Source organism: Paenibacillus sp. V4I9 (genome assembly GCF_030817295.1).
Taxonomy (GTDB): Bacteria; Bacillota; Bacilli; order Paenibacillales; family NBRC-103111; genus Paenibacillus_E.
In genome coordinates this window covers 7768356-7780371 of record NZ_JAUSZE010000001.1, presented here as the reverse complement: position 1 = coordinate 7780371, position 12016 = coordinate 7768356, and the positions used below count along the sequence as shown (strand labels likewise).

General features: G+C 48.8%; 13 protein-coding genes. 5 read left to right on the top strand and 8 right to left on the bottom strand.

Going from position 1 to position 12016, the window contains the following annotated elements:
* Nucleotides 1–6: 6 nt before the first annotated feature.
* From pfkB to QFZ81_RS35890, 3 genes are all read right to left on the bottom strand, one after another.
* Nucleotides 7–966 (bottom strand): 1-phosphofructokinase, encoded by a 960-nt coding sequence (pfkB, locus tag QFZ81_RS35900; RefSeq protein WP_307435989.1) that lies wholly within the window; start codon nucleotides 964–966, stop codon nucleotides 7–9.
* Nucleotides 963–1748: a DeoR/GlpR family DNA-binding transcription regulator gene (locus tag QFZ81_RS35895; RefSeq protein WP_307435991.1), complete on the bottom strand. Its 786-nt coding sequence runs from the start codon at nucleotides 1746–1748 to the stop codon at nucleotides 963–965. The genes pfkB and QFZ81_RS35895 overlap by 4 nt, the downstream gene beginning before the upstream one ends.
* 211 nt (nucleotides 1749–1959) lie before the next feature.
* On the bottom strand, nucleotides 1960–2844 hold the full coding sequence (locus tag QFZ81_RS35890; protein ID WP_307435993.1) for a DMT family transporter: 885 nt from the start codon (nucleotides 2842–2844) through the stop codon (nucleotides 1960–1962).
* A gap of 176 nt (nucleotides 2845–3020) precedes the next feature.
* On the opposite strand from QFZ81_RS35890, the gene QFZ81_RS35885 reads away from it, so the two are divergent.
* Nucleotides 3021–3707: an ArsR/SmtB family transcription factor gene (locus QFZ81_RS35885; RefSeq protein ID WP_307435996.1), complete on the top strand. Its 687-nt coding sequence runs from the start codon at nucleotides 3021–3023 to the stop codon at nucleotides 3705–3707.
* A gap of 97 nt (nucleotides 3708–3804) precedes the next feature.
* Complete coding sequence (locus tag QFZ81_RS35880) at nucleotides 3805–4191, top strand: YuzC family spore coat inner layer protein (protein ID WP_307435999.1); 387 nt, start codon at nucleotides 3805–3807, stop codon at nucleotides 4189–4191.
* Nucleotides 4192–4246: 55 nt separating this feature from the next.
* Here QFZ81_RS35880 and QFZ81_RS35875 read toward each other — a convergent pair whose 3' ends face one another.
* From QFZ81_RS35875 to QFZ81_RS35865, 3 genes are read right to left on the bottom strand one after another with little or no spacing between them, the layout of a single operon-like run.
* On the bottom strand, nucleotides 4247–5041 hold the full coding sequence (locus tag QFZ81_RS35875; protein WP_307436003.1) for an energy-coupling factor transporter transmembrane component T family protein: 795 nt from the start codon (nucleotides 5039–5041) through the stop codon (nucleotides 4247–4249).
* A complete protein-coding gene (locus tag QFZ81_RS35870; RefSeq protein ID WP_307606556.1) occupies nucleotides 5032–6531 on the bottom strand; it encodes an ABC transporter ATP-binding protein in 1500 nt (499 codons plus the stop codon). The genes QFZ81_RS35875 and QFZ81_RS35870 overlap by 10 nt, the downstream gene beginning before the upstream one ends.
* Nucleotides 6532–6535: 4 nt before the next feature.
* On the bottom strand, nucleotides 6536–7132 hold the full coding sequence (locus QFZ81_RS35865) for an ECF transporter S component (RefSeq protein ID WP_307606555.1): 597 nt from the start codon (nucleotides 7130–7132) through the stop codon (nucleotides 6536–6538).
* Nucleotides 7133–7646: 514 nt separating this feature from the next.
* On the opposite strand from QFZ81_RS35865, the gene QFZ81_RS35860 reads away from it, so the two are divergent.
* A complete protein-coding gene (locus QFZ81_RS35860; protein ID WP_307436011.1) occupies nucleotides 7647–8378 on the top strand; it encodes a DUF3105 domain-containing protein in 732 nt (243 codons plus the stop codon).
* Nucleotides 8379–8386: 8 nt separating this feature from the next.
* On the opposite strand, the gene QFZ81_RS35855 is transcribed toward QFZ81_RS35860, so the two are convergent.
* Nucleotides 8387–9169, bottom strand: a complete 783-nt coding sequence (locus tag QFZ81_RS35855; RefSeq protein ID WP_307436014.1) for a helix-turn-helix transcriptional regulator — start codon at nucleotides 9167–9169, stop codon at nucleotides 8387–8389.
* Nucleotides 9170–9291: 122 nt separating this feature from the next.
* On the opposite strand from QFZ81_RS35855, the gene pyk reads away from it, so the two are divergent.
* Together pyk and QFZ81_RS35845 are read left to right on the top strand one after the other, a co-directional pair.
* The gene (pyk, locus tag QFZ81_RS35850) at nucleotides 9292–10704 is read left to right on the top strand and encodes a pyruvate kinase (protein WP_307606553.1); all 1413 of its coding nucleotides are present in this window, start codon (nucleotides 9292–9294) and stop codon (nucleotides 10702–10704) included.
* Nucleotides 10705–10936: 232 nt separating this feature from the next.
* Nucleotides 10937–11095, top strand: a complete 159-nt coding sequence (locus tag QFZ81_RS35845; RefSeq protein ID WP_373463755.1) for a hypothetical protein — start codon at nucleotides 10937–10939, stop codon at nucleotides 11093–11095.
* A 26-nt stretch (nucleotides 11096–11121) separates the two neighbouring features.
* Here the strand turns inward: QFZ81_RS35845 and QFZ81_RS35840 are convergent, their stop codons facing one another.
* A complete protein-coding gene (locus QFZ81_RS35840; protein WP_307436019.1) occupies nucleotides 11122–11985 on the bottom strand; it encodes a YihY/virulence factor BrkB family protein in 864 nt (287 codons plus the stop codon).
* Nucleotides 11986–12016 lie beyond the last annotated feature (31 nt).

The following is a 12016-nucleotide window of genomic DNA, read 5'->3' as shown; positions in this document are numbered from 1 at the left end:
CCGCCTTCAATTCGAATTTGTTGTTTTTGGAATAGACCATATGTTCACACTACCTAGTTTTTCTTCCACTTCAGCAAGCGTACAAACCTGTGTTCCTGGCTTCAAAGCCGTTACAGTTCCTGCAGTTGAGCTCCACCTTGCAGCTTCTTCCAGCGACATGCCATGCAGCATGCAATAAATGAGCGCGGCTACCATCGAGTCCCCAGCCCCTACTGTACTTAGGGGAGTAATTGGAGCAGGTTTGGCGCGAATGGCCTCCGTCTCCGTTACAAGAATCGATCCCTCTCCACCTAAAGAAACGGCCACATAAGCAATTCCTTTAGAGATTAATCTTCTTGCCGCATCGATAATCTCTTCATCCGTCCGGAAGGACTCTCCGAAGAACGACTCGAGCTCATGAATGTTCGGCTTGATCGCGTAGGGAACAGCCTCAATACCATGGACGAAAGGCTCACCATCGGCATCCAACACGGTCCGAACACCAGCCTCATTCGCAATCTGGATAAGTGTCTTATAGAAATCACCCGGTATTCCCTTTGGCAAACTGCCCCCCAGGACAACCAACGATACATGACGAACATCTGTTCTGAAACGATCAAGAAATTGATTTAAGACGTCATCGTCTACCGTGAATCCTGGCTCATTCAACTCCGTTGTTTCCCGGGTATGTTCGACGTACACCTTCAGGTTCGTTCTCGTTTCACCCTTCGCTTGAACAAACCAATTCGGGATGCCCAGACTCGAAAGTGTATCTGTCAGCACATTCCCCTGGCGCCCTGCACACAAGCCCCAAGCTGTTACATCAACGGAAAAATTCTTCAATACTTTGGCGACATTGATGCCCTTTCCTCCAGCATCCATTCTCCAGTCTTTAATCCGGTTCAATCCGCCAAGAACAAAGTTTTCTACCGTTACCGTTTTGTCTAAGGCCGGATTCAATGTAATTGTCAAGACAGGTAGCTTCATGACTTCCTCCCGCCCGTCTGTACGACTGTAACGGTAACCCCAGCCGTATCTAGCTCCTTCAGTGCATTGTCCGATATACCGTCATCCGTCAGAAGCTGGTCAATCTCGGTTAATGCCGCAACCTTAGCAAAAGAAACTCTTCCATACTTGCTATGGTCCATGAGTAAAATCACTTGTTTGGTTGAACGGAAAAAAGCCCGTTTGGTCGAAGCCTCCAACATATTCGGTGTTGTCAATCCAATGACAGGATCCAGACCATTGATAGCCACGAAGGCTTTATCAACATGCACGGATTCCAATGCCTTCTCGGCTAACGGACCTACCATTGCCAGCGTTTCATGACGCAAGGTGCCCCCTGTAAGAATCAAATCGATTCCCGTGTTAGCAGACAATTCTTGAGCTACCGCAACGGAATTGGTTACCACCGTAAGCTTTTTGAATGTTTTCAATTCCTTAGCCAAATAATAAGTTGTAGTTCCCGAATCAAGTAGGATAGAATCGCCTTCCCGAACCATGGACGCGGCTTCTTTGGCTATCAGCTCCTTTTGTAAACGATAGCGATCTTCTTTTTCCACAAAAGTAGGCTCTGAATTGTCACTGACAAAAGCTACAGCTCCTCCATGCGTACGGCGAAGCTTGCCTTCTTCTTCAAGAATCTTCAGATCTCTTCGAACTGTTGATTCAGACACCTGAAAATGCTGCGCCAGCTCTTGAACGGACGCACGCTCTCTTTCTTGAACATAATCGGCGATCTTCTGCTGACGCTCTTCTTCAAACAGCATCACGATCCCCCCTATTCCACTCCATAGATTTTGTGCATATACGGTCATACATTTGATTGTTTGGTCTCATTTATGATTATATGTGATCGATATTTATTTGTAAAGCGCTTTCTAGAGGTAATTACTTTCATATTAGTCATATTTGATCACAACATAATAAGCTGTCGCGCATGAAAAACCCACCCTCGAAGGGTTGGGTTTTTAGAAGCTTCTATGATGAGGTCACTTTCGCTTTTCTCCGAGTTTGGGTTGAAAACGTCCAATTCACGAAAAAAATACCGATAAGGATGAGTGTTCCCCCTACATACACGAACCATTCTATGACTTCACCAAGCAGCAGCCACCCTGATACAACCCCGAAGAACGGGGCGAGGAATAAGAAGGCGCTCGTTTTACCGGGATCCCCTTGTTTCAATAAGAAGAACCATGAAGCGAATTGCACGATGGAGGCCATGATTGCAAGCCATAATAGAATCAACACAGCGGATACGCCTAGGATTAGCTTCGGAGTTTCTATGGTCAGACTCATAACAAGGAGAAGGAGACCGCCGAACAGCATTTGGTATGCGGTTAGGACCCACACATCGAAACTGGCTCCCCATTTCTTAACGAGCAGTGTGGAGATAGCCCACGAAATCGCAGATCCCATCCCAAGCAGCGTACCCGTTTGCAACTGCATGTGAACACCCAGCGTGATAAACACGCCAGCACAGCCGATCATGACTCCAATCCATTGGGAAATTCGGTATTTTGCACCTAGAAACAGCGTTCCCAGCACGATGACAAGCAGTGGATTGGTGAAAGTCAAAATCGATGACTCACCAGCGGTAATCGTGCGTAAGCTTAGAAAAATGCAGCCCATGACGCCAGCTGTTTGGAACAGCCCCACGCTCATGATTTTGCTCCAGTCTAGAAGATCACCTGGACGCGGCCTTTTTCTCACAAACAGAGCCATAACTAGTCCCGCCAGTGTAAAGCGACAACCTACCAACAGAAGAGGTGAGAAATAGGCCAAACCCATTTTACCCACAGCGAAGGAAGATCCCATTAGTGATGTTGTGACAACAACCATTAAGCCAAATAAATAGCGATTCATAGTATCCTCCCATAGGCTGCATACACTTTCAGGATGACTGTTGTCTTCACACTCAAATTTCGCTTATTATCGAAGTATGACTGTAAAAAAACTAACCTTTGTATATGATCGATTATAAACTGAATTGGTTTCGTTCTGTATCGAAGTATGATTGTATGAAGCGGAGGCTGATATGGATGTGTACGAATCCAAATATTGTGGAAGTGGCTTCACTGATAGGCGAACCATCACGCATCACGATTCTGCTGAATCTTCTCGGCGGCAAGTCGCTGCCCGCAAGCGAACTCGCGCGATTCGCGCGCATTACGCCTCAGACAGCAAGCTCCCACCTATCGAAGATGGTGGAAGGCGGTCTGCTCGTCCATGAGTCGTATGGACGGCACAAGTACTACCGGCTGGCGAGCGCCGAGGTGGCCTACGCTCTGGAGGCGCTGCAAGCGATCGCCTCCCCAAAGCCGATTCGCTCGCTGCGCGAATCAGATCAACTAAGGGCGCTGCGCTATGCGCGCACCTGCTATGATCATATAGCCGGCCAGATTGGCGTAGCCCTGACGGACCGGCTTCTTGAGTTAGGCCTGCTGCAGGAGGCAGGCAAGGATTTCATCCTCAGCACTGCGGGTAAGCAGCGGCTGGAACGATTCGGCGTCGAGGTCGAGGAAGACCGCAAACGCAGGCGCCATTATGCGCGGCAATGCCTCGACTGGAGCGAGCGCCGCCATCATATCTCTGGTACGCTTGGCGCTGCGCTCACACGCCGGCTGTTCGAACTTCGCTGGATTGAACGGCTGCCCGATAGTCGGGCTGTGCGCGTCACCCCTGAAGGTTTGCAAGGGCTTGCCGATGAATTCGGCGTTGTGCTGTGACTCCTGACAAATACATAAATTACAGGAACCACACCAGCCCCCATCCACATATATTGGTATAGCGCATTTCTGGCAAAAAACTTTAAGGAGATCATCCATGAATTATCCTCCTTCCTATTACACATCCCCCTATGATCGTCACCCTATTCCTGCTGCTTACTACCCTGCTCACTGGGCTTGGCATCGTGATTTCCCTCCTGTCGATACGAAAATACTTGTGCATTCCATTACCAGCTTTCAGCGTCTGGTGGAAGATGCCTCGCTCGTACTCAAAAAGCTTGCCGAACCATCCATCGCCCAACAAATAATGACGGCCGCCCAGACAGGCAATCAGAAGGAAGTGGATCGGATTGTTCACTCCTTCGGCTGTGAATCTGTCGTTACGACCAGCTACACACCCAGTAGCGTTCAATTCACGATATACCCACACGTGCAAGGAATGCCATGCTGCAACTTATCAATGTCAATGAAATGGGGCAAATAAAAAATAAGCAATCTAAACCAACTTGTGCGTTGGCTTGGATTGCTCTTCATAATTCTTATCGGACGTCCGCTGCATTCAAGAATGGCCATACTTTCCCCAGCCAATTAGCAAGAATGACGAGCACAATCCAATAAAAGATATAATAAACATCTAACATCGAATAGAAAGATACATAATAATAAGTCCGTTTTTTTTGCGCGGAAAAACGCTTCGCTTCCATTGCCACAGCTGTCCGGTGAGCGCGGCGTATGCTCTGGGCAAGCAGCGGAATGGCATACATTCGCAGCGTCGTATACCATCCAGTGATGGGATTACGCTTCTTCTTGCCCCGCACCTTCAGCGCATGGCGAAGAGTTTGGAATTCTTCGAGGATGAGCGGCAGCATGCGCATCGCGGCGAGGAAGCTGTAGGCGTATTTCGGCGCGACCTTCCACTGCTGCATCATGGCATAGAAAAGCGCAACCGGCCGTGTGGTCAAGCTGAACAGCAGCCCGACCGCGGCCACCTGAAGGCCACGAAAGCCCAGATGGATGCCGCGATAGAAGCTTTCTTCGGTGATTCGGATGAAGCCCATCTGGTACCACAGCGTATCTCCGCTGCCGAACATCATCATCCCCGTGGAAGAGGATAAGAAGATAAGCAGAAACGGTGAGGCATACAACAACAGCCGCTTCATTGGATGGCCTGTGAATAAGAAGAGCGGCACCAGTGCGGCCAAGGTCAAATATATCATGGCATTCAGATTATGCGTGAACACAACAACAATAAACAGAAATATGGACAGGATTAGCTTCACACCCGGATTTACCCGGTGCAGCCAGGTTTCACGATACGCGAATGTTATTTGCATAGCATCGCAGCTCCTTCCGGAGCATGTGCGGCGGAGGCTGGCAGATTCTCAGCCGGCCATTCCTCCACATGCCCATCTTCAACCTGCCAAACGCGCGTAGCACAGCGTTTCACAATCTCTAGATCGTGCGTGACCATCACGATCACAGTTCCGCTCGCCCGCAGCCGCTCCAGCTGCTGCAAGATGCGCAGCGTACCGCGCGCATCAAGCCCGAAGGTGGGCTCATCCAGCAGCAGAATGCGTGGGCCGCGTACCATCGCGGATGCCACGCTTAAGCGCCGCTTCTGGCCCATCGACAGCTGGAACGGATGCCTCTTGCGCAGCGCGAGCAGGTCGTATTCCCTAAGCAGCCGCTCTATAGCCGACCGCTGCTCATCCCGCCCCTGCTCTGCCTCTGGCAAGGAGTAGGCCAGTTCTTCCTCCACCGAATTCGTGACGAATTGGAATTCGGAGTTCTGGAACACAAAGCCGACTTGCTCCGCAAGCTGCTCGACTTTACTGCCCTTAACCCCCTCGATCCAGCAGCTGCCGTGGGTCGGGATGAGCCGCATAATGGCTAACAGCAGCGAGCTTTTGCCAGCTCCGTTGGCACCGACAACGGTAATCCAGTCGCCAGGATAGACGCTCAAGTTATCCACAGAGGTCTTGATCTGCCCTCCGCGTAATCCTACAAAATCGCGTAGGGTCATGACCGGCGCCGCAGTCTGAATGACGGAGGCCGCTTTGTCCTCAGTCTTGTCCCCAGACACTAACTCCATCTCATTATCGTCCCAAACACCAGGGTACCAGATCCCGTAGTCGATCATTTGCTGTTTGTAAGCTTCGAACACCTCTTGAGGTTGGCCATCCGCAAGCAGTCCTCCATCTGGCGACATGACGATCAAGCGGTCGATGAGTCCCAGGATGCCGCTTATTTTATGTTCCACGATAACCAGTGTCTTCTCAGCACTAATCCTTCGGATCGTTTCCCATACCTGCTCAGTGCCTTCTTCATCCAGAAGTGCCGTAGGCTCGTCAAGGAACAGTACTTCCGGCTCTAGTGCGAGCACACTGGCAATAGCCAGCCGCTGCTTCATCCCTTGCGACAGATTCCTAATCAAGGTATGGGTATCTCCTAGTTGAAGTCCCACCAACTCCAGATAATACGCGATACGAGCAGGCATCTCCTCACGAGGGACTTGTAAATTTTCCAAGACGAAAGCAATTTCCTCATCCACATACGGCATGCAGAACTGTGTTTCCGGATCTTGAAAGACATAGCCTGAGCTGCTTGGGGTTTGAATGTTATCTGTCTTGAGCGGAATCTCAACAATATTAGGGACAATACCGCTTAACACTTGAAGCAGTGTTGATTTACCGCAGCCGCTCGGCCCTAGAAGCAGTACCTTCTCTCCAGGCTCAATCGAAAAGGAAACCCCCTGAAATAACAGGGGGGCGTCTTCTCCGGGATATTTTAACCTTAGATTCGTAACGCTCATTCCTTCGCTCATCACGTTACCCCAATGCGTCGTAATCTTTCTTCGAAACAGGACGTACAAGACTGAGCACACCGGTACGAGCCAATGCACCCGCTAAGTAGTAAGCGAACACGCCAGCGATCAAAGCGCTGCCCAAGAGACGAAGTCCAATGAATAAGCAGTAATTCCAGAACGTGAGTTGATCAATATAGCCATAATAGTTATCCACGAGCAAGGATAACGCTGCGGATGCGAATGAGGCTAGGATTGTCACGTCAACGCTTGCACGGCGGTAAAGGAAAAGGGCAAAAACGAGTTCAGCACCAAGCCCCTGCAGCAACCCATACACAAGCGTTGATACACCCCAAGAGCCACCAAAAAGTGCCTCAATCGTCGCCGCCGCTACCTCAGCCAATAAAGCAACGCCAGGTTTACGAATAACGAGGAACGCGAAGGTCGCTGCCATAAACCACATGCCATAGCTCAATTGCTCCGCGTGAAGTCCGAATGGTTTCAAAATATCGTACATCGGCCCCCAAACGCGATAAATCACACCAAACACCGCTGCGATCACAATGGTGATCAAAATATCTGTCAATTTCAAACCCTTTGCTGCTGCTTCTTTTTGCGCCATCTGCTTGTTCGACTCCTTTTCATAGATAGATCTGTAAGATGAATAGGCGAACACGAAAAAAAGCCCACCGGGTAGCGGCAGGCATAAAATTAGTGCGGAAAGGCACTTCATTCTCTACGCTGGCATTACCCAGATCAGATTAACGGTCAGTGGCATGGGGCCACTATCTCAGCCTGACTTCATCAAGCACCCGTGTTGCTATTCATTTGGCTTAACTGTAGCGGATTACCAACTTTTTGGCAATCCTTTTTTTTGAACATTCGCTCTATTTTTCAATCAAATGCTGCAAATCATGCGCTGCAGGTTCTCCGCTTGTTCCATGACTTCAGCCGTATTATTGTTGATGACTTCGAACAACTGATCAACGCTCTCAGCTGAATTCTTAAAGCCTTTACCATGCTCACCTGCGCGAGCAGCCTCGATGGAATACGCAGAAATTGACTTCTAGGTAATAGTGTAACTACAATATGTAGTGTTGGTATTTTAAATTTAATCTAAGAGGAGATCAATTATAATGGATCATTCAACCATGCAGCACGGACCTGATTTTACGGCTATTTTGCTCTATATAGGCTTGGCTATTTTTGTTTTGTCGATTATTGGCTATGTGTTGGCCGCGAAAGCGCACAAACAGAACACAAGTCGATTGAAAAAGGTGGAGAAACAGGTTCTGAAAAAAAAGCAAAAGACCTGGCTGCTTCTCTCTCACACTCTCGTTATTATCGCGATATGCTGTGTGGGAACCTCGCTTATTCAGCAAAATTCCAGCAAATACAGTGTAGAAAAACTGAATTTTAATACTCCTATCCAGGTTGTGACAGATAAAGATTACGGACGAGGGCATGCTGAGGGTACACTTTCCTATGAAATGAAAATCCCGACCTCCGGTACACACAGTCCACATGACTTAAAGTTCGGTTTTTATAAGGAAAGACCCTCTTATGAAATGCTTGTTCATAATTTAGAGCACGGCGATATCATCATTCATTACCACCCAGATGCTCCTAAGGAACTGCTAGATCGACTCGACTATTTAACGCATTTCAAGAAAGCCGGCGCCGGTGTACTAGCTGTACCGAATCCAGATGTACCTAACGATCAAGAGGTCGTTGTAACCGCATGGACGAAAACGATGCAGCTTACAAAGTTTGATGAAGCAAGTGTTGGAACATTCATCTACCAGAACATTGATAAAGGACCTGAACAAATCCCTTCCGAAGTACGCCGAGGCGGCGGTACGATGTAAGTAAAGTACTACTTGCGAATCGTTTCACGGTCGGATACTAAATCCGTTGGCACTAAGCCGGTTAGACGCCTGAATACACGGTAAAAATAAGACGGGTCATTGTACCCGATGAACTCGGAGATCTCGGTCACTGACAGCGCAGAATGTCTTAGCATGTAAATGGCCGTTTTGATCCTTGTGGCATGGACGAACTCGCTGATCGTTTGACCTGTCACTTTGCGAAAGAGTGCCGCCGTGTAGTTCGGAGATCGGCTTATGCACGCGGCAAGCTCGTCTTTGGTCACGTGCTCGCGGTAATGGTTCTGAATGTAGCCTTTCATCTGCTCCACTAGCTGCGCCGTAGCGGTAGTTGTTGTATCTTGGTCCCACTCTCTATGAAGATAGACAAACAGCTCTTTGAGCAAAGCTTCACACAGAGTTTGGTAATAGGATTGCTTGTCTTGCCACTGCTGATGGATAAGGCGCAAACGATCGACAATTAACTCGTATTTACCCGTTAAACGACTTGTGTAATGCGGCAGCTGGAGGAGAGGGAACTGTTCAGATGCTGCTCCGGCGATGAATTGAACAACGTACTTTTCATGGATCTGGGTCGGCACACTTCTTCCATAAAAGGGAGTTTTGCTCGGAATAAGCAGCCATTGACCTTTCTCAACGACTTGCTTCTTCTCATTGATCCAATACACACATCGGCCATAGGTAACGAGAACGAGCGTCCAATGGGAGCATCCCTCCAACTCTTCCTTGTACCAATTACTGCTCTTGTCGTACGTAAAGGTTATTACCTGCATAATGGCACCTTCCTGAATACTATAGTACATACATCATACTATAGTTCATAGAACTTCGGCTCATTTAGGCATATAATGAAGCCAAAATTCATTCGTCACTATTGAAAGGAAGTTCTAACACCATGCGTAAAACAAAAATCATTTGTACCATGGGACCTGCTTGTGATTCCGTCCCTACTCTTAAAGAATTAATTCGCTCAGGCATGAGCGTCGCAAGATTGAATATGGCTCATGGCGATTTAGATGAGCACCGGGGACGCATTCAGCGCGTACGTCAAGCAGCTGGGGAGCTTGGTGTCATCATCCCTATTCTGATGGATATTAAAGGTCCGGAAATCCGCATCGGTCAATTGAAGGATGCTTCCTACGATTTGCAAAGCGGCGATCACATTGTGCTTACAACTGAACAAATTATCGGCGATTCCAGCCGTGTTTCCGTGAATTACCCTGGCCTTCCGCAGGATGTTCAGCCGGGGAATCTCATTCTTATCGATGACGGCTCTATCGAGCTGCGTGTAGAAATGATTGACGGTACTGAAGTAACTTGCAGCGTTTTGAATCAAAGTGTTTTGAAGCAGCGTAAAGGCGTTAATTTGCCGGGCGTGCGCACCTCCCTGCCCGGTGTAACTGAGCGCGATGTGATGCATATTAAGTTCGGAGTCGAAGAAAATATTTCCATCATCGCAATGTCATTCGTACGAAATGGAAACGATGTTAGAGAAGTTCGCGCAATTTTGGAACAGCATGGCGCAGCGTTTACACCGATTATTTCGAAGATTGAGAACGAAGAAGGCATGACGAACTTCGCTTCGATCCTTGAAGCTTCCGACGGCATCATGGTCGCGCGGGGCGATCTAGGCGTCGAGATTCCGACGGAGGAAGTTCCGATTGCGCAGAAAGACATGATTCGCGCTTGTAATATAGCTGGCAAGCCTGTTATTACGGCGACGCAAATGTTGGATTCCATGCAGCGCAACCCTCGCCCAACACGCGCAGAAGTGAGTGACGTGGCGAATGCGGTGCTCGACGGCAGCGACGTTGTCATGCTTTCCGGCGAAACAGCTGCAGGCAAGTATCCCATCGAGTCCGTTACGATGATGGCGACGATCGCCGAGCGCGTAGAGCAAACCATGGAGCGCAGCTCCTTGATCGACGCGCAGCTTCAGTCGAACAACGAAGTGACTGAGGTGCTGTGCCAAGCGGTTGTCTCATCCGCTAACAAACTGCATGCTGCAGCGATCTTGACGCCAACGGAGAGCGGCTTCACTGCTCGGATGATTGCGAAGTACCGCCCAGAAGCACCGATTATCGCGGTGACGTCCAATGAATATGCGATCAACTACTTGAGCATGGTCCAGGGCGTTATCCCGATCCTTGGCGAATTCTGCGACTCCACTGACGCGATGATCCGCTCTGCCATCGGGCAAGCTGAGACGCTCGGCTACGTGAAGAAGGGCGACATCACTGTCGTCTCCGCCGGTATCCCTGTAGGGAAATCAGGCACGACTAACCTGTTGAAGGTTGAGCGGGTTTAGTCATTTAGAATAACCGTCTGGTGTTTCCTTCACCAGACTTATACGAAATGTTCTGAAAAGACACCTCAGGGTGTCTTTTTTTGTTGGGTAGCTTGTGAAGAATCTCCCCTGAATTTCGCCCAAAAGGCTGAAAACCCTCGTTATCGGGAAAATTTGATGTAGGAAATGCAGATAATCTACGCGGTAAGTGCAGCTACCGTGAAATTTGATGTAGGTTTTGCAGCAAATTTGTTTGAACAAGCTCCACTTGGTCCCTGACGTGTTGGGCCTCCCCCGGATCGACGTCATGATCGAAGCCAAAATGAAGGATCTAACCTTGTTCCGGCTCGCGGAGCAGCTTGGAAAAATTCGCGGTGTGAAACGAGTGGATGGTGGCGTTTTGACATGGTAGAACAAAAAACCGTTTCTGACCAACAATCAGAAACGGTTTTTATTCGCTGTCGTATCCTTTTTATCCAATGGAACCGTATGAATCTGGCTCTTCACATGCCTTATCGCATTGATTTCACCGCCAATGATAATGATGAGCGCCGAAATATAGAACCACGTCATGAGCACGATAATACCTCCGACACTGCCATAAGTCGCGCTGTAGTTGGTGAAGCTGTTGACATAGAAGGAGAAGCCGAGGGATGTTAATTGCCACCCAACTGCCGCGAATATCGCTCCAGGAAGGATGCTTTTGCAGGTTAAGCACGTATTGGGCGCTATATAGTAAATACCGATGAAAACCACAAACACGATGACAAAGTTTACGATCCAGCGCAGGTTGTTCCATAAATCTACTTGCTTCGATGAAATCGAAATGTTGGCAAGTGTCCAATCCCCGATCCAATGGCCAAACACACTGAGCAGCAGCGCTGAAGCGATGACAATGAGCATGCCAAGCGTCAGCATCACGGCGAGCAAGCGCGAGTGAATGAAGCTTTTTCGCTCCGGCAGCCCATAAGCTTTATTAACGGCAATGACGATCGCGTTCATCGCTGCGCTGGCACTCACCAAGGCCAATATTAATCCGAAGGAAAGTGTGCCTCCTCTTTTCACATCAAGCAGATTGCTAAGCGTTTCCTCGATCCAGCCGGCAACTGCCCCAGGAATATATTCTTTAATAAGCCCTATGACATCGTCCGAAGAGAAGGGCAAATACCCCAATAAACTCAGAATAAAGAGCAGAAAAGGGAACAGGGATAGCAGAAAATAGTAGGCGCATTGGGCTGCAAGCCCTGTGGCATCGTGCTTTTCGAACTGATTCCAAAGCAATTTTAAGTAAGATATCCCCATATGTATATAGGTCCTTTCATCGGTCTATAAA

Coding starts and splice junctions, on each gene's coding strand:
- QFZ81_RS35870 (WP_307606556.1), bottom strand. CDS start 6,531: ATGAGCGAAGGAATGAGCGTTACGAATCTAAGGTTAAAATATCCCGGA.
- QFZ81_RS35855 (WP_307436014.1), bottom strand. CDS start 9,169: ATGCAGGTAATAACCTTTACGTACGACAAGAGCAGTAATTGGTACAAG.
- QFZ81_RS35885 (WP_307435996.1), top strand. CDS start 3,021: ATGTGTACGAATCCAAATATTGTGGAAGTGGCTTCACTGATAGGCGAA.
- QFZ81_RS35875 (WP_307436003.1), bottom strand. CDS start 5,041: ATGCAAATAACATTCGCGTATCGTGAAACCTGGCTGCACCGGGTAAAT.
- QFZ81_RS35865 (WP_307606555.1), bottom strand. CDS start 7,132: ATGGCGCAAAAAGAAGCAGCAGCAAAGGGTTTGAAATTGACAGATATT.
- QFZ81_RS35840 (WP_307436019.1), bottom strand. CDS start 11,985: ATGGGGATATCTTACTTAAAATTGCTTTGGAATCAGTTCGAAAAGCAC.
- pyk (WP_307606553.1), top strand. CDS start 9,292: ATGCGTAAAACAAAAATCATTTGTACCATGGGACCTGCTTGTGATTCC.
- pfkB (WP_307435989.1), bottom strand. CDS start 966: ATGAAGCTACCTGTCTTGACAATTACATTGAATCCGGCCTTAGACAAA.
- QFZ81_RS35890 (WP_307435993.1), bottom strand. CDS start 2,844: ATGAATCGCTATTTATTTGGCTTAATGGTTGTTGTCACAACATCACTA.
- QFZ81_RS35860 (WP_307436011.1), top strand. CDS start 7,647: ATGGATCATTCAACCATGCAGCACGGACCTGATTTTACGGCTATTTTG.
- QFZ81_RS35895 (WP_307435991.1), bottom strand. CDS start 1,748: ATGCTGTTTGAAGAAGAGCGTCAGCAGAAGATCGCCGATTATGTTCAA.
- QFZ81_RS35880 (WP_307435999.1), top strand. CDS start 3,805: ATGAATTATCCTCCTTCCTATTACACATCCCCCTATGATCGTCACCCT.